Source organism: Pseudomonas sp. FW300-N1A1 (assembly GCF_058789115.1).
Genome location: NZ_JBYTBK010000014.1, coordinates 51164 through 69465, shown reverse-complemented (window position 1 = coordinate 69465; position 18302 = coordinate 51164). Strand labels below are relative to the sequence as shown.

Genomic DNA, 18302 nt, shown 5'->3' with positions numbered 1-18302 from the left:
CAACGCCGCGCATAGTTATAATCTGGCATCAATCTACGAAGGGATTTCGCCTTGCGCTGGCTCAGGATCGCCATAGGACTCACCGTCACATTGCTGACCCTGCTCTGCATGCTCCCGGCCCAGGCCGTCGCGCAAGGCAGTGGTTGGGCGGTATTGCTCGACGAACAGGGCACCCTGCAACTGGGCGACATTCGCTCGGCGCGCTACACCAACCAATTCAGCCCGATTGAACCCGACCAGATCACTGCCGCCGATCCCGATGGCGCACTGTGGCTGCGCTTTCGGCTCAATCCTGGCAAACACGAACAACTGCTGCGTATCTTTGCCCCCGACCTGTTGCATCTGGATCTCTACGTTCTGGACGGCAACACGCTGATCGACCAGACCACCAGCGGCAATGATCAACCACTGACCGAACGTCCGCTGCCCAGCACCGACTTCATGGTGCCGCTGCCTCAGCGTAGCGAGCCCCTCGACGTGTATCTGCGGCTGGTTTCCGAACACCAGCTGCGCCCCTATATCACCCTGCAATCAGCCGTGCTGACCGCCGCCAATCAGACCCAGACACTGATCTACGGCCTGCTGTTCGGTTGTATCGCGATGCTGATCCTGCACAACCTCACGCGCTATGCTTATACCCGCTCGCGAAGCTGCCTGTGGCTGGCGGCCTGTGAAGGCTTGCTGCTGCTCGGGATGCTGTTGCTCCTGAACCTGGCAGGTTCATGGCTCCCCGACTGGAATGCCGTGCAGGCACCTGAAGCCTACCTGGCCCTGCTGCTGACGGCGCCTTGCGGCCTGATGTACACCTACTGCTTCTTCAGCCCGCTCGGGCCGCATCCGCTCAACAAACTGCTGATGGGCGACATCCTGTTGATTGTCGTTTGCAGTCTGCTGTTGCTGTTCGTCGACACCCTGCCACTGAACATCATGACCTATGGGCTGGTCGCCCTGGCCGGGTTGAGCATGCTCTTCGTCGGCGCCTATCACTGGCAGAAAGGCTATCGCCCGGCACGCCTGTTCGTCGTGGCCATGGTGGTGTTCAACGCCGGTACGCTGATCATCCTGCCCGCACTGCTGGGGCTGACCCTCGTCGCGCCACAAAGCCTGATCATGGCCTTGCTCGCGTTCATCTGCCTTAGCGGCCTATTGATGGGCATCGCCTTGAGCGAACGCCAGCGCAGCATTATCGAAAGCCGCTTCAGCATCAGCCGCGACCTGGCGGCAAGCAATGCCGAGATCAACGCCAAGGCCGAGTTCCTGGCAAAAATCAGCCATGAAATCCGCACCCCCATGAACGGTGTGCTGGGCATGACCGAACTGTTGCTGGGCACGCCGCTGTCGGTCAAGCAACGCGACTACGTGCAAACCATCCACAGCGCCGGCAACGAATTGCTCACCCTGATCAACGAAATCCTCGACATCTCAAGGCTCGAGTCCGGGCAGATCGAACTGGACGACGTGCAATTCGACCTCAATGCCCTGGTCGAGGATTGCCTGAGTATCTTCCGCGCCAAGGCCGAACAACAGAACGTCGAGCTCATCAGCTTCATCCAGCCCCAGGTTCCCCGGGTGATCAGCGGTGACCCGACGCGCCTGCGCCAAACACTGTTGAGCCTCCTGGAAAGCGCCATGAAGAAGACCGAGGAAGGCGAGATCCTGATCGTCGTGGCCCTGGATGAACTGAGCAGCACACCGCGCTTGCGCATTGCCGTGCAAGACAGCGGGCAACCCATGGAAGCAGAAGAGCGAGAGGCGTTGCTGCACGCTGAACTCAATAGCAAGAACGTGCTCTCCGCCACTCGCCTGGGCGGTAACCTGGGGCTGGTGATCGCACGCCAGCTGATCCTGTTGATGCACGGTGAGTTCGGCATCAAGAGCGGCAGCAGCCAGGGCAGCACCCTGTGGCTGACCTTGCCACTGGACCCTGATCGCCTGGAACATCCGACCTGCGACCTGGACGGCCCGCTGCAAGGTGCGCGGGTGCTGGTCGTGGACGACAACGATACCTGTCGCAAAGTCCTGGTCCAGCAATGCAGCGCCTGGGGCCTGAACGTCAGCGCGGTGGCGTCCGGCAAGGAGGCCCTGGCGTTGCTGCGCACCAAGGCGCACCTGCGGGACTATTTCGACGTGGTCCTGCTCGACCAGAACATGCCCGGCATGACCGGCATGCAACTGGCGGCGAAGATCAAGGAAGACCCAAGCCTGAACCACGATATCCTGCTGATCATGCTCACGGGCATCAGCAATGCGCCGAGCAAGATCATCGCGCGCAATGCCGGTATCAAACGGATCCTGGCCAAACCCGTGGCCGGCTATACCCTCAAGACCACCTTGGCGGACGAGTTGAACCAGCGCAGCAAAGGGCAGGCCAGCGCAACGCACATGCCCTCCCCGGTCCCCGCCGCGATCAACGTCCCCTGCGACTTCCGCATTCTGGTGGCCGAAGACAACAGCATCTCGACCAAAGTCATTCGAGGCATGCTCGGCAAGCTCAACCTGTCGCCCGATACCGCAAGCAATGGCGAAGAGGCCTTGAAGGCGATGAAGGCCCAACGTTATGACCTGGTGTTGATGGATTGCGAAATGCCGATCCTCGACGGCTTTTCGGCCACACAGCAATTGCGGGCCTGGGAAGTCGGCAATCAACGCTCCCGCACGCCAGTGGTCGCATTGACCGCGCACATCCTTGCTGAACACAAGGAACGCGCACGCCAGGCCGGCATGGATGGGCACATGGCCAAGCCCGTCGAGCTGTCGCAGTTGCGCGAGTTGATCGAGCACTGGGTCGCCCAGCGCGACCTTCAGCATCGGACAGCCTCGACCTCCTGAGCAATCGGGCACTCAGGTCATCAGACTTCAGATCTCCAGGCTCCTCAAATACTCCATTGACTGGGACAATACCGCTTTTTTCACCTTCTCCCGGAACTGGGCGTAATAAAGTGTATTAAACGTAATCACCGACATCTGTTCGGTACTGCTGTGCACCTGCTTGACGCTATCAACAAACAGAAATCGCGATACACTTTGGCGAATCGTGAACTGCCGATGATAGAGGCCCATCTCCACCTTGTTCGGGCCCTTCAAGCTGCAGGGAATCATTTGAAAACAACCTGCATCCTGTGAAAGGCTCGTCGATTCGAACAACTTGAGCGCCAGTGCATTTTTTTCCAGTGCGACCAAGGCACGCCTGAGAGGGCTAGAAAACATCTCGCCCATACGTGCTGAAATGCGCTGCAATGCCAACTCTCCCATCACATCATCCCGCACCGCTGACAGCGTCTCAGGAGCCGGAACGTCCCAACCGATGTACTTGAGTGTATTGCGATAGAAATCAAACCAGTCGCCCGACAAGCCATCCCTGACAGCATCACGGGTAGCTCTTTGCGCGTACATCGTACTCAGGTAGATATCTTCTCTATGTGACTCAGGCAGATCGCCTGCGAATGCAACGATACTGCCCCCCACCACCGCCGCCTGCGGAATAGAATCGATCATGATCTTGACTCCTGAAAAGGGATATCGATGGCCGCAACGATACCGGTAACGTTGTCACTGAACTTGTCCCTGACCTTCAAGGCAATTGCTTCACGGGAACGCCCATAAAGTGTTTCGGACAGGATCGCATGGGAGTAGCGCACCGAAACGGAACCGTCGATATCCCTGACATCAAATCGCTGTGACCACGGGTTGGGCTCTAGCGCTTGCCGTGTATTGAACTCCAGACACACACTGATCATCGAGGCAGGACGTAGTGCCAGGATCGCAAGCAAGCGCACCGCGTTCGGCTGAGCAGGAAACTGCGGCCTATCAGCAGTGACCTCTTGCTGCGCGTTACGACGTAACACGCTCATCGCCTCCAGGCAGCAGGACGATCGTGCCGCCCACTCCAGTGACGCAGCCAATACTCGAGCCTCGTCGTGAACCATGTTTGCCATCGTCGCAGTGACCCACTCAAGCGGCGATGCTGTACTGTTCTGCCCAAGCAAAATCTCTTGTTTGTATTTAACGTTGCGAATCCAGAAATCGTCCAGAACGCCCGTATAAGCCCCAGACCAACTTGCCGCGCTGTTTTTTTTAATTCTTTTATCCGCTACCAACTGTGCCAACAACACCGAAATCATTAGATCGTTAGTTTCAGTCTCGCCATAGTCCTTTGGCACAAAAACAATGGCCACCCTATTAACAAATACGAAACACCTCTTGAGCATATTTAATCCTCACCTATAAAAAGGGTGGCCGACACACGGCCACCCGTTAAAATACGTCAGATCAGATTTCGTAGCTTTCGATTTTACGTTTTGAATTAGCGCCAAGTTTTTCCCGGATGTACTCGCGATTCTGCTCTACCAGCGAAGGCACCTTCCTGAAGACGGACTCGCCACGATAGAGTTTCACCTCACGAGAATCCCAATCCACAAACAGCACTTTGGCCGAAGTATTCTTTCGTATAAAACGCACAGTACCCAGCGCGATGGTTACTTCACCGTTGACCTCAGTACAGGTCCCCGTCGACATCCCACCTACACCATGCTCCAGCATGTTACGTTCATAAAGCGTCAGCGCCGTTTCGCGCTTCTTCAACGCATTAATGGCGTCACCTGCAACTTTCAACATCAGTACGCTGGCCGATCCTGGCACAGCCATTCCCGCGACAACCGCGCCCAGGACCTCCAACACCAATTGATCCATTCGAACGGAACTTCCACCCACGCTCAGATCGCTATAGAATTTTTGGCTAGCGACCCAGCCAGCATCATGCATAACTTCCACGAATTGGTAATACCATTCTTTTCCCTGAGACTCGAGAGGGAATGCCTTATTCGCGACAAGGCTCGAAAAAAGAAAAGCATGGAGAATATCTTCCTGGTTTTGTGCATCCAGATTTGCAGTAAACGCCAGAACACCCTCACCTACTATTGAAGCCCTGTCGGGCGCATCGATAGTATCTTCGGGCGTCGAAAAACTGCGAGAACGGCCCACCGGGACTGCATCAATTTCATAGCCACGCAAACGCTTGGCACTTACAGCAACAGCGGCCTTATCAATACCTTCATCAAACATATCAACCTCCTTATTAATAAAACAATCCAACCACGAACTTACACAACAACTTTAAACCCTCTCCCTGCAAAGCGACAAGCCAAACTTGTAACGCCACACTTCCAACAAACAGCACACTTACAAAAACAATAACCCTTCAAAAAACCAAACAACCCGAACGAAAAATACACATTTTCAATCAGGCGCCCACAAATTATTGACCGACTGATAGACTCTCACTCAACGATTTCCAGCGGCGAGCCAAAATCATGCTCCACGTGTTGTTCAGTGTTTACCTGAAGATGCTGGTGCTCTACAGCCCGTTCTTCGTGCTGTCCTGCTTCATCAGCCTGACCCGTGGCTATTCCAACAAGGAACGCCGACGACTGGCCTGGAAGGTCGCTTTCGCGACGCTGATCTCCAGTGTCCTGCTGTACCTGTTCGGTCGTGTGATTTTCAGCGTGTTCGGCATCACCGTAGACGCCTTTCGCATCGGCGCCGGCAGCGTGCTGTTCATCTCGGCGCTGGGCATGGCCCAGGGTAAATCGGCGGTGCAGACCGATAATGTGCAGCAGGACGTGACCATCGTTCCGCTGACCATCCCGCTGACCGTCGGCCCCGGCACCATTGGTGCCCTGTTGGTCATGGGCATAGGCCAGCCGCACTGGGATGACAAACTGACCGCCATCCTCAGTATCGCCCTGGCCAGTTTCACGGTCGGCGTGGTGCTGTACCTGTCCAACCGCATCGAACAGATGCTCGGCGACCAGGGGCTGCAGATCGTCAGCCGGTTGATGGGGTTGTTCGTGTGTGCGCTGGCAGCGCAGATTATCTTTACCGGCGTCAGAGGATATCTGGTGCCGTAATTCACTGCGCTTGCTCTCGAAAAAAAACAAGGCCTTGTGTGTCACTCACAAGGCCTTGCCGGTTTGCTGTAAACCCCATCATTCAAAAAACAGAATAATCAACTTCAAGAGTCAAACACCAACAACCAAAAGTTCATTCCAACCGTTTCGACACCTTCAACGCATACACTTTGTTGTGCAGCTGTGTAGCAAAACGCCTATTGCGCGACCTGATCAAGCGGCCTCCAGAGGAGGCCACAGATATTCAGGAAGCCGGCTTGGTGCCGTACCAACGCGGTGTATAGACCCAGTCACCACCTTCGACGCGCGGAAACACGCAGGTCGTGGACGAGCCGATCAACACCATGGTGCGCATGTCGACCTGATCGGGTGTCAACGCACCGAGCGTGGTGACACGCAGTGTCTGTCCAGGACGGCCGATATCACGCCCCAACACCACCGGAGTTTCCGGTGTGCGGTGCTGGGCGACGATCTCCAGCGCACGGCCCAACTGCCAAGGCCGCGAACGGGAAATCGGATTGTAGAAGGCCAGCGCAAGGTCAGCCTGGGCGGCCAGGTCCAGACGCTTCTCGATGATCGCCCACGGTTTGAGGTTATCGGACAAGGACAACACGCAGAAGTCATGCCCCAACGGCGCACCGGCCTGAGCGGCGGTCGCCAGCGAGGCCGAAACCCCTGGCAAGATCTCCAGATCGACGCTGTGCCACATCGGATCGCTGGATTCGTGCAAGGCTTCGAGCACCGCGGCCGCCATGGCGAACACGCCCGGGTCGCCGGACGACACCACGATCACTGAACGCCCTTGGGCGGCCAATTCAAAGGCGTGGCGGGCGCGCTGCATTTCTTCGCGGTTGTCAGTGCAGTGCAGCACCTGATCGGGACGGAAAGGGCCCGCCATGCGCACGTAGGTTTCATAACCGAGTACGTCGGTGGCCCGGGCCAGTTCGGCTTTCACCGCCGGCACCATCAGTTCGGCAGCGCCAGGACCAAGCCCGATCACCGCCAGACGCCCGCGAGGGCGACCGATCTGCGCAACATCCAGTGGCTGATTGGCAACGGCGATGGCGATGTCGTGCGTCGTCGCACTGATCGTCGCGTCAGGCACCGCGCTACGCGCCAATGCGCCGACGTCGCTCGCCGCCGTGACAAAGCGCAATGGCACACCCAACTCAAGGGCTGCTTCACGCAAAGCCGGACAGGCCATCTCGGTGTCAGCCGCAACCAGACAGGCCAACGCCTGCACCGCCACTTTCGCTTGCCGTAGCGTCGTACGAATGGTGTCCGGCAAATCCGCCACCCCGGCACTCACCGCCACCGCGACGCTGCGTGGATAGATCTGCAATTCGTTGGCGCTTGCCTCACGCTCGCCACTGCCGACATGGATCGAACGCTGCGCCTGCGGATCTTCCGGCAACTGCGCCTGATCCAGCCACGGCGCGACGCCGTCAATGCGCACGCTGTGCCCAGCCAGCAGATCGGAGACAAAACGCTTGCCCAGTTCCAGATCACCGAGGGCATAACCGCTGGGCGGGTTGAGCAGGCAAGTGCCGAAACGCAGTTCGCCGCTGGTGGTGATGGCTGCGCTGACTTCAAGCGCCGTGGCGATCTCCCGAGCCATGACATTCACCCCGCCAAGTCCGCCGAGCAGTGGCACCACGGCGCTGCCGTCTTCGGCCACGGCCAGCACCGGTGGTTCGGCGCCTTTTTCCAGCAGCAACGGCGCCAGGGTGCGGATGACAATGCCTGCCGCGCACAAGGCAATGATCGGTGTGTCTTGCTGGTAGAGCTGACGCAGGGTCGCGCCGAACTCATGGTAACTACGATCCACGTCCTCGACCCGCTCGGCCAGACCGTGGATCAGTGCATCGGGATAGCGCTGCTGGATCTTGCGCGCGATTGCAAGGCTGCCATTACCGAGAATGACAATCGCCGGAACGGGACGTGTCATCAACCTTGCCACCTCTCACCGGGAACGATGATCAATGAGAAATAAGGCGAAGACATCGGCTCGACCTGATCCAGGGGCACGATCTTTTGATTGGCCATGGTGGCGCGCTCGACGTACAACGCCCGCTGCGCCAGACCGAGCTCTTCCAGCACCTGCCGGACCTTGGGGAAGTTACGCCCCAGCTTCATCACCACTGCCGCATCGGCATCGGCCAGGCGACGCTTGAGCTCTTCATGAGGCAGCACGCCGGACAACACCGACAGGCTCTGGTTGCGATACACCAGCGGCGCACCGAGTACCGACGCACCGCCGAGCATCGAGCAGACACCCGGCACCACTTCGGACTCATAACGCTCAGCCAGGCGATCATGCAGGTACATGTAGGAGCCGTAGAAGAACGGGTCACCCTCACAGATCACCGCGACATCGCGACCGGCGTCCAGATGCGCGGCGAGTTGCTGGCCGGCGGCGTCATAGAAGTCGCTGATCACTTGCTCATAGGACAGCGGTGGCGCCAGGGTCTCGGTAGTCACCGGGTAAACCAGCGGCAACAAGGTCTGTGCATCCTGCAAGTGCGCCTCGATGATGCCGAACGCATTGCCCTTTTTACCTTTGGCCACGAAGTACGCCACCACCGGCGACTCACGCAGCAGGCGCAGGGCCTTGACGGTAATCAGCTCCGGATCACCGGGGCCCACGCCAAGACCGATCAAACGTCCAGGTTGCTGCATCATTCAATCTCCGTGGCGAGGGCATTGATCGCTGCGGCGGCCATGGCGCTACCGCCCAACCGGCCTTGCATGATCACAAATGGCACGCCACGGCTGTCCGCCGCGAGCATGGCCTTGGATTCGGCGGCACCGACAAACCCCACCGGGAAGCCGAGGATCAGCGCCGGCTTGGGCGCACCGGCATCCAGCATTTCCAGCAGGTAGAACAAGGCGGTCGGGGCGTTGCCAATCACCACCACGCTGCCTTCCAGGTGCGGGCGCCACAGTTCCAGCGCCGCCGCCGAACGGGTGTTGCCCAGTTCACGGGCGAGGTCCGGGACACTGTCGTCACGCAGGGTGCAAATCACTTCGTTGTTGGCCGGCAAACGGGCGCGGGTCACGCCTTCGGAGACCATGCGTGCATCACACAGAATCGGCGCACCGGCCGCCAGTGCATCGCGCCCGGCCTTGCCCGCCCCTTCGGAAAACTGCAGCCCATCGATGGCCTCGACCATGCCACAGGCGTGGATCACGCGCACCGCGAGCTTTTCCAGATCGGCGGGAATCCGCTCAAGGTTGGCCTCGGCGCGAATGATCGCGAAGGAGTTGCGATAGATCTCCTGACCGTCGCGGATGTAATCAAGCATCAAGGGGGCTCCGTGGGTGGGCATCAAGCAATGCGCCGACCGCTTCAATAGTGAGGTTGCGTGCTTGCAGGGCGCCGAAACCCGGCTGCCCCGCATCGCGAAAATAGAGGTCGTAGTGACCGGGGGAAACGGCCAGCAAGGTGGCAGGGGCAATGTGGGCCGCCGCGCAGGACCGCGGGCAACCGGACAGGTGAACCTGCAGTGGGTCGCCCTTGCCTTGCCGTTGCCTGGCCAGGCGTCGCGCATCCGCCTTGGTATCGGCCAGGCCTTTGCCACACCCGGCAGAGCCGGTGCAGGCAACCATCTGGGTCAACGCCTGGTCGGCACTCAGCAAAAAACCCAGGTCTTGCAGGCGCTGGCTGAGCACGGGGGCATCCGCGGCCTGGATGTTCGGCAGCAGCAGGCTTTGCCAAGGGGTCAGCCGCAGGCTGGCGTCACCGAACGCTTCGGCCAGATGCGCCGCGCCGTTGAGCATGGCAGGATCAAGACGCCCCAGAGGCGGAACAGCGCCCACATAGACTCGACCGTCCTGGCGCTGTGGATAAGTACCGATAGGCGAACTGGAATACGACAAGTCACGCTGCCCGTCGCAGAGCGGAGTCAGGGCCACACGCGTGGCCAAGGCCTGCAGGAACGACTCCTGCGAGTACTCGCCCAGCAAATGACGCATGCGGGTTTGATCCGGGCGGGCGAGCTCTAGAAACAGCTCCAGCACCGCCACCACCAAGGCATGGCCATCGCTCAACAGCACAGCCCCGGCGGGCGGGTCTAGCGGGCATCCCGCCAGACCGAACGTCAGTCGTTGCTCTCCCTCACCCTCGACAACGCCCAGCCACAGGTCATGGGGGTGTTCAAGCATGGCCAGGGCCTCGCCGCCGTCCAGCTGTACCGCGAACTTGGCCGACAAGTCGTGAAAACGGGCGTTGCTTTCCAGCGTATTGAGGATCTGCGCAGCCAGTGGGCGAGTGTCGATGCGCAGGTGACGATCAATCCCCGCCGTCGGACTGAGCATCAGGTTGCGCACATCGTCACCCGCCGCCGAGCGTGGGCCCAATCCAGCCGCCAACAGGCAGTCGATCAGTGCCCCGTGCTCGTTGCCGACCCCGCGTATCTGCAGGTTGGCGCGATTGGTCGCCTCGATCACTCCGCCGGCGAAACGCTCGGCAGCATCGGCGACCGCCACGGCCTGGGCGGTGCTGATCGACCCACCATTCAACTTGATCCGGCAGATACCGCCGTCCAACGCCTGCACGATACGCAGCAACCCCGGGCAAGCCGAGGGGCGTAAGGCAGTAGGCTGTTGACGTTCGTTCAAGGGGGCGACCGGTTCAAGAGGTAGAAGCGCTTCGCGGACGAAGGCGCGGTATTATGCCTGCTTTGTCTGACAGCATGAAAAGCCTGCCTGTCGGAACATTCATGTTTGAGGAATATAGATGGCTCCCTGGCTGACAGTAGTAGGCATCGGTGAAGACGGCTTCCAGGGTCTGGGCAAGCAGGCTCGGCGCGCGTTGCTAGGTGCCTCGCGAATTGTCGGGGGCCAACGGCAACTCGATCTGCTGCCGGTGTGCATTCGCGGCGAGCGTCAGTCCTGGCCCAGCCCTTTTTCCCTGGAACCCCTGCTGGCACGGCGTGGCGAACCCGTCTGCGTGCTGGCCAGCGGCGACCCCATGCTGTTCGGCGTGGGCGCCAGCCTGGCGCGGCAAGTGCCGTGTGAGGAGATGCGAGTCCTGCCGGCACCCTCTTCCTGTTCACTCGCGGCCGCGCGGATGGGCTGGCCGTTGCAGGATGTGGTGACGCTGTCGGTGGTCGCGCGCCCGGTCGCCGCCCTCAATGCCCAGCTGTTCAGTGGCGTTCGCCTGCTGGTGTTGAGCAACGACCGGCACAGCCCGGCGGCGATTGCCGCCCTGTTGCGCGAGCGTGGCTTCGGACCGAGCCGGATCAGTGTGCTGGAGCACCTGGGTGGCGAGGCGGAGCGGCGCCTCGAGGGTCTCGCCAGCGACTGGAACGAGCCGTCGGTGGCCGACCTGAATGTGCTGGCCATCGAGTGCATTGCCCAGCGGGATACTCCACGCGGGTCACGCCTGGCCGGCCTGCCGGACTCAGCCTTCAAGCACGACGGCCAGTTGACCAAGCGCGACGTGCGCGCCATCACCCTGGCCCGTCTGGCCCCGGTACCCGGCGAGCTGCTGTGGGACGTTGGCGCGGGCTCTGGCTCGATCGGCATCGAATGGATGCGCGCGCACCCGAGCTGCCGCACGCTGGCCATTGAAGCCGATGCAGGCCGTCAGCAACTGATCGAGCACAACCGCGATGCACTCGGCGTACCGGGTCTGCAATTGATCCGCGGCAGTGCTCCGCAGGCGCTGGCCGGACTGGAACGACCCGACGCGATTTTCATCGGTGGCGGGGTCACCCGTGACGGTGTACTGGACAACTGCTGGGAACAGCTCAAGCCCGGTGGACGGCTGATTGCCAATGCGGTCACCCTGCAAAGCGAAATGACCCTGATGGCCTGGCGCGAAAAACACGGCGGCGAACTGACGCGGATTCACATTGCCCAGGCGCAGCCGCTGGGTGACTTCGACACCTGGCGCCAGGCGCTGCCCATTACCTTGCTGGACGTGGTCAAGCCCTTCGATGCGTGACGAAACCGCCGAACAACCTACCCCCCTTCGCAGCGGCCTGACCACCGGCAGCTGCGCCACGGCCACCAGCCTCGCGGCGGCGCGCTTGCTGCTCGGCGGCGTGAGCAGCGATGCGGTGGAAATCGTCTTGCCCAAAGGCAAGCAGGTACGGATGCGCCTGGAGTTTTGCCGGCTCACGGCCGATGGCGCCGAAGCCGGGACCTTCAAGGACGCCGGTGACGACCCCGACGTGACGCACGGCGCGCTGCTCTATAGCCAGGTCCGGCTGACACCCGAGCCAGGCGTTCACTTTAGCGCCGGCCAGGGCGTCGGCACCGTCACCCGTCCGGGGCTGGTGCTGGGTGTCGGGGAACCGGCGATCAATCCGGTGCCGCGAAAGATGATGACCGACCACCTGTCATCGCTGGCACTGGAGCTCGGCTACAGCGGCGGTTTTGCGGTGACGGTCAACGTCGAAAATGGCGAAGCCCTGGCGCTCAAGACCATGAACCCGCGCCTGGGTATTCTGGGCGGATTGTCCATCCTCGGCACCAGCGGCATCGTGCGCCCCTTTTCCTGCGCGGCGTACATCGCCTCGATCCACCAGGGCATCGATGTCGCCAAGACCAACGGCTACCTGCACATCGCCGCATGCACCGGCAATGCCAGCGAAGACACCATGCGCCGGGTCTATGACCTGCCGGAAATCGCCCTGATCGAAATGGGTGACTTCGTCGGGGCCGTGCTCAAGCACCTGCGCAAAGTGCCTGTGGATAAACTCAGCCTATGCGGTGGCTTTGGCAAAATCAGCAAGCTCGCCGCCGGGCACATGGACCTGCATAGCCGTCATTCGAGCATCGACCTGCCACAACTGGCCGAATGGGCCGCTGCCATCGGGGCCGACGAGGCGTTGCAGCAGAACATTCGCGAGGCCAATACCAGCCAGCAGGCCCTGGCGATGGCCAGCGACGCCGGTATCGCCCTGGGTGATGCGGTCTGCCAGCACGCGCTGGATTTCGCCCGCAGCGTGGTGCCCCGACAGGTACAGGTCGAGGTGTTTGCCATCGACCGCCAGGGTGGCATCGTCGGCCATGCGGGAGCATTGCAATGAAACGTCTGTTGCTGCTCGGTGGCGTCACCGAAGCCCTGGCGATTGCCCGCACCCTGGGCCCGAGCCACCTCTACAGCCTGGCCGGTGTGGGTCGAGTGCCCACCGACCTGAACTGTCAGGTGCGGGTGGGTGGCTATGGCGGCGCTGAAGGCCTGGCGCGCTTCATCCAGGAGCAAGGCATCGACTTGCTGCTCGACGCCACTCACCCCTACGCCGCGCAGATCAGCCAGAACGCCGCGACTGCCGCGCAACGCAGTGGCATCCCGTGCTGGGCCTTGCGCCGTCCTGCGTGGCAAGCGCAGGCCGGGGACGATTGGCGGGAAGTCAGCGACTGGGCCGAACTGGTCAAGGCACTGGAACCCTTCAAGCGCCCGTTGTTCACCCTGGGCCGCGAGCCGCTGCAGCACCTGGATGAAATTCCGCCCGAACAGTTCTGGACCCTGCGCGCGCTGGAGGTTTACCCCGGCAATGGGCGCTGCGAAGTGATCGGAGCCCGCGGGCCGTTCCACATTGAAGACGAACGCGCGCTGTTCGAACGCCGACAGATCGACGTGCTGATCAGCAAGAACAGTGGCAGCAGCGCCACCGAACCCAAGCTTGAAGTGGCGCGAGAGCGTGGGGTACCGGTGTTGATTCTCAAGCGACCGGTGCTGCCGGAGGTTGAGCGGGAGTTTGATTGCGTAGCGCAGGTACTGGAAGCACTGGCGCTGTCAGACCGTTCCTGACATTACCTCACATGAAAGAACAATCAGGCAAAACACCCAAAAAGGGCTGTCTGGCCTGACTTAACACGCCTGTTCTACATTGCTGCACCCTCTCGAAACACCTCAGGTTCTCAAACAGCATGAACCCTCTGCGATGGGCAACCGTGATTGCCCAGAGAAGAGTGTCGCTTGCCAACCTGTATCCCAAGGAATACGATCCGGCATGATCGACTTCGAACAGTCACAAGCATTTTCCGACTGGCTTGACTCAATCAAGGACACCATCGGCAAGGCCCGTCTTCTTGCCAGGCTTCGAGCCGCCGAACACGGAAACTTCGGCGATTGTGAGGCAGTTGGCGAAGCTGTTCATGAAATGCGTGTTCATTACGGTCCCGGCTACAGGATGTACTTCACCCGTAAGCACAAGGTGATTTACCTGTTGCTGGCGGGAGGTGACAAGTCGACGCAAAAACGTGACATCAAGCGCGCACAACATATGGCGCGAAACATCGGTAGTGAGGAGTAAGCCATGGCCGAACAATTTACCCGCTTCGACGCCGCCGAATATCTCAAGACACCAGAGGACATGGCGGCCTACCTGGACGCTTGCTTCGAAGAGGATGCAGGCGACGGCGTGTTGATACGGGCCGCACTCAATGACATTGCGCGAGCAAAGGGCATGACACTGGTTGCCCGTGATGCCGGACTGGGCCGAGAAAGCCTGTACAAGGCATTGGGCAGCACTGGCAATCCGGAATTCGCGACTATCATGAAGGTCATGAAAGCCTTGGGCCTCAAGCTTCACGCTACAGCCATCTGAGTGAGCTGCGACACCACACCGCACAACGGATTTTTACTTATCAATCCCGATCAGGCTAAATACGCCACCTGATCTCCCACTCGACCGGATATGACCATGTCCCGACAACGGCTCGCATTTGCCTGGATCGCCTGCTTCGCAGTGCTGTTCAACATGCTTGCAATGCCGATGTCCAGTGCGATGGCCAAAGCGTCCGGCCAGTCGCCGGCCGAGCAGTTGTTGTGGGGCAGTTTCTGTTCCTCCAGCGGCACCAAGCTGGTGGCGATATCCCTCGGTGATCTCGAGCAAAAAGCCCCGCAAAACGACGATCACTCCAACATGCAGCATTGCTGGTGCTGCTCCGGCTCGGCGCCCTTGATGGCGCTACCAGGCCATGCGCCGCACCTGTACTTCGCGCACTTCGAGAGCAATCGAAGCCTGCCACCGCCGACCCTCGACACTCCCACGCCTCGCCAGCAATGGCCCAGTCTCAACCCGCGCGCCTCCCCCCTGGCCTGATTCGATTCGCAATTGACCTGCGTTTTAAATCGTTCCGGAGAACTGCCATGTTGAAACTATCCCTGGTCAAGCAGTCGCTGCTGCTGGCCGCGTTGCTGTTGCCTGCCTGCTTTGCCAATGCCCACGAATACACCGTCGGCGACCTGCAGATCGCCCACCCCTGGTCGCAAGAGCTGCCGCCCAATGCACCGACCGTGGCAGCCTACTTCGTGATTCAGAACCACGGTAAAACCGCCGATCGCCTGCTCAGCGTCGCGTCGCCGATTGCCGGCAAGGCCGAACTGCACGAGCACGTGATGCAAAACGACCTGATGAAAATGCAGCAGGTCCCGAGTGTCGACATCCCGGCTGGCGGCACCGTCACCTTCGCGCCAATGGCGTACCACGTCATGTTGCTGGAGCTCAAGGACCGTAGCCTGCTCACCGACGGCAAGCGCTTCGCGCTGACCCTGCATTTCGAGAAATCCGGCGACGTGACCGTTGAGGTCGCGGTGCAGAAGCAACCGCCTGCCGGCAGCCAAGTGCACCAGCACGCCCAGTAGTCGCCGCCTGGGTTTCCCGTGAACGCATTGCGCTCACGCGGCCGCAGGCGATCCGTGCCACGCAAGACCTCGTTGACGGTCGCGCGCGGCAGCTGGATCAGCCTGTTCGCCATGCTGATGATCTTTATCGGTCCACTGATCTCTCAGTCGATGCCGATGGATCAACGCGCGCCGATGTCCATGAACATGTCCATGAATATGTCGATGGACATGAGCATGGACATGTCGCCCTCTGCCCATGCCGGGCATGACGTACAACCGGCCGCCGAACACTGCCCGCCGCAATCCGACCATCACGCCATCTGGGAAAAGTGCGGCTATTGCAGCCTGCTCTTCAACTGCCCCGCCCTGCCCGGCAGCCTGTCGCTGGCGCTCTTCGACACACCGCCCGCCCCTCACTTCATCAGCCCCTCCCCACGCCTGGGCCATGCCCGGCAAACCGTCTTCCCCGGCGCCCGCACCCGCGCCCCGCCCATCGTCACGTAAACCCCTTCACCACCACCGACACGGCCGACTGTCCAGTTCGACAGCCAAAGGCGGCTGGCCGTGTGTTTACGACTGATTGATGGAATCTTTATGTCCAGGTTTTCTGCTGACACACGCTTGAGCGCTGCTCAAGCATCCTTCACCCCGAACCCATGCCGGGTTCGTATCAAACAGGCCGTCACCGTGCTCTGCGGTGCCCTGCTCGCGCCAATGGCCGGTGCCGCCGAGTCACCGACCGATCACAGCCAGCACGCCGAAGAGCTGAGTCCGACGGTGATCACCGCCATCGCCCCCAGTTCGCCACTGACCATCGTCACCAACCCCAAGGACCCGCGCCAACCGGTGCCGGCCAGTGACGGCGCTGATTACTTGAAAACCATTCCCGGATTTGCCCTGGTGCGCAATGGCGGCACCAACGGCGACCCGGTATTGCGCGGCATGTTCGGCTCGCGGCTGAACATCCTCACCAACGGCAGCACCCTGCTGGGCGCCTGCCCCGGTCGTATGGACGCACCGACCTCGTACATCTCGCCAGAGACCTACGACAAGCTGACGGTCATCAAGGGCCCGCAAACCGTGCTCTGGGGCCCCGGCGCTTCGGCGGGAACCATCCTGTTCGACCGCGAGCCGGAAAGCTTCGGCGAGCTCGGCAGCCGGGTGAACGCCAGCGTGCTGGGCGGCTCCAACGGACGCTTCGACAAAGTGGTGGATGCCGCCGCCGGTGGCCCGCTGGGCTACGTGCGAGTGATCGGCAACACCGCCCATTCCGACGATTACCGCGACGGCAACAACGACACCGTGCCGTCGCGCTACGACAAGTGGAATGGCGATGTGGCCGTGGGCTGGACCCCGAGCGCCGACACACTGCTGGAGCTGACCGCCGGCAAGGGTGACGGTGAGGCGCGTTACGCCGGACGCGGCATGGACGGTTCGCAGTTCAAGCGCGAAAGCCTCGGCCTGCGTTTCGAGCAGTCGAACCTCAGCGACGTGCTGGAAAAGCTCGAGGCACAGGTCTACTACAACTACGCCGACCACGTGATGGACAACTACACCCTGCGCTCACCGTCCGGCACCGGGATGATGGCGGGGCCCATGGCCTCGAACGTCGACCGTCGCACCCTCGGCGCGCGTATCAAGGCCACCTGGCGCTGGGCCGACCTGCAACTGATCAGCGGCCTCGACGCCCAGACCAACGAACATCGCCAGCGTAAGGCGATGGGCATCGACACCTACAAGGACGTGCCACGCAACAAGGATGCGGACTTTCACAACTATGGCGCGTTCGGCGAACTGACCTGGTACGCCGCCGACCGTGATCGCCTGATCACCGGCGCAAGACTGGACCGTGCTTCGGCCAAGGATTATCGCCAGACCCTCGGCTCGGGAATGACCACCCGGCCCAACCCGACCGCTGACGACACCCGTGCCGACACCCTGCCCAGCGGTTTCGTGCGCTATGAGCACGACCTGGCAGACAGCCCGACCACCCTGTACGCCGGGCTGGGTCATGTCGAGCGCTTCCCGGATTACTGGGAGCTGTTCTCGCCCAAGTCCGGCCCGATCGGCTCGCTCAATGCCTTCGATTCGATCCAGCCGGAAAAAACCACTCAGCTCGACGTCGGCCTGCAATACAAGACCCAGGACCTCGAAGCCTGGGCCTCGGCCTACATCGGTGAAGTGCACGACTACATCCTGTTCGACTACACCCCGACCCCGATGGGCACGACCTCACGGGCCGAGAACGTCAACGCCCGGATCATGGGCGGCGAACTCGGTGCGGCGTACAACCTGACGTCCAACTGGAAAGCCGATGCGACCCTGGCCTACGCCTGGGGCAAAGACACCACCCACGACACGGCATTGCCGCAGATGCCACCACTGGACGCACGCTTCGGCCTGACCTACAGCGAAGACAAGTGGAGCACCGGGGCCTTGTGGCGCGTGGTGGCGGCACAGAACCGCATCGACCTGAACAAGGGCAATGTGGTGGGCAAGGACTATGGCAAGAGCTCGGGCTTCGGGGTGTTCTCGCTCAATGGCAGCTACCGGGTCAATCAGCACTGGAAGGTCAGCAGCGGCGTAGACAACCTGTTCGGCAAAAACTACGCCGAGCACCTGAACCTGGCCGGCAATGCCGGGTTCGGCTATCCGGCCAGTGACCCGCAAGCGATCAACGAACCAGGGCGCACGCTCTGGACCAAGGTGGACATGAGCTTCTAACGCATCGCGGGCAAGCCCGCGCATGAACACTGCCCTTGTGGCGAGGGCGCCTGCTCCCTCGCCACAGGTGTGCAGCTCGAGAACGA

18 protein-coding genes are annotated in these 18302 nt (G+C 61.1%); 11 read left to right on the top strand and 7 right to left on the bottom strand.

Going from position 1 to position 18302, the window contains the following annotated elements:
• Positions 1–51 precede the first annotated feature (51 nt).
• A complete protein-coding gene (locus tag AC3WQN_RS12420) occupies positions 52–2829 on the top strand; it encodes a hybrid sensor histidine kinase/response regulator (RefSeq protein ID WP_103400115.1) in 2778 nt (925 codons plus the stop codon).
• Positions 2830–2856: 27 nt separating this feature from the next.
• On the opposite strand, the gene AC3WQN_RS12415 is transcribed toward AC3WQN_RS12420, so the two are convergent.
• From AC3WQN_RS12415 to AC3WQN_RS12405, 3 genes are all read right to left on the bottom strand, one after another.
• Entirely contained in the window at positions 2857–3495 is a 639-nt protein-coding gene (locus tag AC3WQN_RS12415) for a hypothetical protein (protein ID WP_103400116.1), read from the bottom strand.
• Positions 3492–4208 (bottom strand): hypothetical protein, encoded by a 717-nt coding sequence (locus AC3WQN_RS12410; RefSeq protein ID WP_103400117.1) that lies wholly within the window; start codon positions 4206–4208, stop codon positions 3492–3494. Before AC3WQN_RS12410 ends, AC3WQN_RS12415 begins: the two co-directional genes overlap by 4 nt.
• A gap of 61 nt (positions 4209–4269) precedes the next feature.
• Positions 4270–5061: a hypothetical protein gene (locus AC3WQN_RS12405; RefSeq protein ID WP_103400118.1), complete on the bottom strand. Its 792-nt coding sequence runs from the start codon at positions 5059–5061 to the stop codon at positions 4270–4272.
• A gap of 248 nt (positions 5062–5309) precedes the next feature.
• Between AC3WQN_RS12405 and AC3WQN_RS12400 the strand changes: the two genes are divergently transcribed.
• Positions 5310–5906 carry a MarC family protein gene (locus tag AC3WQN_RS12400; protein WP_103400119.1) on the top strand — a complete coding sequence of 199 codons (597 nt, stop codon included), beginning with the start codon at positions 5310–5312 and terminating at the stop codon, positions 5904–5906.
• A gap of 244 nt (positions 5907–6150) precedes the next feature.
• Here the strand turns inward: AC3WQN_RS12400 and cobJ are convergent, their stop codons facing one another.
• From cobJ to cobG, 4 genes are read right to left on the bottom strand one after another with little or no spacing between them, the layout of a single operon-like run.
• Positions 6151–7854 carry a precorrin-3B C(17)-methyltransferase gene (gene cobJ, locus AC3WQN_RS12395; RefSeq protein ID WP_103400120.1) on the bottom strand — a complete coding sequence of 568 codons (1704 nt, stop codon included), beginning with the start codon at positions 7852–7854 and terminating at the stop codon, positions 6151–6153.
• Positions 7854–8585, bottom strand: a complete 732-nt coding sequence (locus AC3WQN_RS12390) for a precorrin-2 C(20)-methyltransferase (RefSeq protein WP_103400130.1) — start codon at positions 8583–8585, stop codon at positions 7854–7856. Before AC3WQN_RS12390 ends, cobJ begins: the two co-directional genes overlap by 1 nt.
• Positions 8585–9211, bottom strand: a complete 627-nt coding sequence (locus AC3WQN_RS12385; protein WP_095144809.1) for a precorrin-8X methylmutase — start codon at positions 9209–9211, stop codon at positions 8585–8587. The genes AC3WQN_RS12390 and AC3WQN_RS12385 overlap by 1 nt, the downstream gene beginning before the upstream one ends.
• Positions 9204–10526 (bottom strand): precorrin-3B synthase, encoded by a 1323-nt coding sequence (gene cobG, locus AC3WQN_RS12380; protein ID WP_103400121.1) that lies wholly within the window; start codon positions 10524–10526, stop codon positions 9204–9206. The genes AC3WQN_RS12385 and cobG overlap by 8 nt, the downstream gene beginning before the upstream one ends.
• A gap of 118 nt (positions 10527–10644) precedes the next feature.
• Between cobG and cbiE the strand changes: the two genes are divergently transcribed.
• The 9 genes from cbiE (at position 10645) to AC3WQN_RS12335 (ending at position 18216) form a co-directional block, all read left to right on the top strand.
• Positions 10645–11856 (top strand): precorrin-6y C5,15-methyltransferase (decarboxylating) subunit CbiE, encoded by a 1212-nt coding sequence (cbiE, locus tag AC3WQN_RS12375; protein ID WP_103400122.1) that lies wholly within the window; start codon positions 10645–10647, stop codon positions 11854–11856.
• Positions 11849–12946, top strand: a complete 1098-nt coding sequence (locus AC3WQN_RS12370; RefSeq protein WP_103400123.1) for a cobalt-precorrin-5B (C(1))-methyltransferase — start codon at positions 11849–11851, stop codon at positions 12944–12946. Before cbiE ends, AC3WQN_RS12370 begins: the two co-directional genes overlap by 8 nt.
• Positions 12943–13671 (top strand): cobalt-precorrin-6A reductase, encoded by a 729-nt coding sequence (locus AC3WQN_RS12365; RefSeq protein ID WP_103400124.1) that lies wholly within the window; start codon positions 12943–12945, stop codon positions 13669–13671. Before AC3WQN_RS12370 ends, AC3WQN_RS12365 begins: the two co-directional genes overlap by 4 nt.
• A 202-nt stretch (positions 13672–13873) precedes the next feature.
• Entirely contained in the window at positions 13874–14176 is a 303-nt protein-coding gene (locus tag AC3WQN_RS12360) for a type II toxin-antitoxin system RelE/ParE family toxin (protein ID WP_103400125.1), read from the top strand.
• A gap of 3 nt (positions 14177–14179) precedes the next feature.
• On the top strand, positions 14180–14470 hold the full coding sequence (locus tag AC3WQN_RS12355) for an addiction module antidote protein (protein ID WP_095144803.1): 291 nt from the start codon (positions 14180–14182) through the stop codon (positions 14468–14470).
• Positions 14471–14566: 96 nt separating this feature from the next.
• A complete protein-coding gene (locus AC3WQN_RS12350) occupies positions 14567–14968 on the top strand; it encodes a DUF2946 domain-containing protein (protein WP_103400126.1) in 402 nt (133 codons plus the stop codon).
• 47 nt (positions 14969–15015) lie between these two features.
• Complete coding sequence (locus tag AC3WQN_RS12345) at positions 15016–15510, top strand: copper chaperone PCu(A)C (protein WP_103400127.1); 495 nt, start codon at positions 15016–15018, stop codon at positions 15508–15510.
• 27 nt (positions 15511–15537) lie between these two features.
• Entirely contained in the window at positions 15538–15996 is a 459-nt protein-coding gene (locus AC3WQN_RS12340) for a DUF2946 domain-containing protein (RefSeq protein WP_492589486.1), read from the top strand.
• A gap of 90 nt (positions 15997–16086) precedes the next feature.
• Complete coding sequence (locus tag AC3WQN_RS12335) at positions 16087–18216, top strand: TonB-dependent copper receptor (RefSeq protein ID WP_103400953.1); 2130 nt, start codon at positions 16087–16089, stop codon at positions 18214–18216.
• Positions 18217–18302: the final 86 nt, after the last annotated feature.

Coding starts and splice junctions, on each gene's coding strand:
- AC3WQN_RS12415 (WP_103400116.1), bottom strand. CDS start 3,495: ATGATCGATTCTATTCCGCAGGCGGCGGTGGTGGGGGGCAGTATCGTT.
- AC3WQN_RS12410 (WP_103400117.1), bottom strand. CDS start 4,208: ATGCTCAAGAGGTGTTTCGTATTTGTTAATAGGGTGGCCATTGTTTTT.
- AC3WQN_RS12405 (WP_103400118.1), bottom strand. CDS start 5,061: ATGTTTGATGAAGGTATTGATAAGGCCGCTGTTGCTGTAAGTGCCAAG.
- AC3WQN_RS12400 (WP_103400119.1), top strand. CDS start 5,310: ATGCTCCACGTGTTGTTCAGTGTTTACCTGAAGATGCTGGTGCTCTAC.
- cobJ (WP_103400120.1), bottom strand. CDS start 7,854: ATGACACGTCCCGTTCCGGCGATTGTCATTCTCGGTAATGGCAGCCTT.
- AC3WQN_RS12390 (WP_103400130.1), bottom strand. CDS start 8,585: ATGCAGCAACCTGGACGTTTGATCGGTCTTGGCGTGGGCCCCGGTGAT.
- AC3WQN_RS12385 (WP_095144809.1), bottom strand. CDS start 9,211: ATGCTTGATTACATCCGCGACGGTCAGGAGATCTATCGCAACTCCTTC.
- cbiE (WP_103400122.1), top strand. CDS start 10,645: ATGGCTCCCTGGCTGACAGTAGTAGGCATCGGTGAAGACGGCTTCCAG.
- AC3WQN_RS12370 (WP_103400123.1), top strand. CDS start 11,849: ATGCGTGACGAAACCGCCGAACAACCTACCCCCCTTCGCAGCGGCCTG.
- AC3WQN_RS12365 (WP_103400124.1), top strand. CDS start 12,943: ATGAAACGTCTGTTGCTGCTCGGTGGCGTCACCGAAGCCCTGGCGATT.
- AC3WQN_RS12360 (WP_103400125.1), top strand. CDS start 13,874: ATGATCGACTTCGAACAGTCACAAGCATTTTCCGACTGGCTTGACTCA.
- AC3WQN_RS12355 (WP_095144803.1), top strand. CDS start 14,180: ATGGCCGAACAATTTACCCGCTTCGACGCCGCCGAATATCTCAAGACA.
- AC3WQN_RS12350 (WP_103400126.1), top strand. CDS start 14,567: ATGTCCCGACAACGGCTCGCATTTGCCTGGATCGCCTGCTTCGCAGTG.
- AC3WQN_RS12345 (WP_103400127.1), top strand. CDS start 15,016: ATGTTGAAACTATCCCTGGTCAAGCAGTCGCTGCTGCTGGCCGCGTTG.
- AC3WQN_RS12335 (WP_103400953.1), top strand. CDS start 16,087: ATGTCCAGGTTTTCTGCTGACACACGCTTGAGCGCTGCTCAAGCATCC.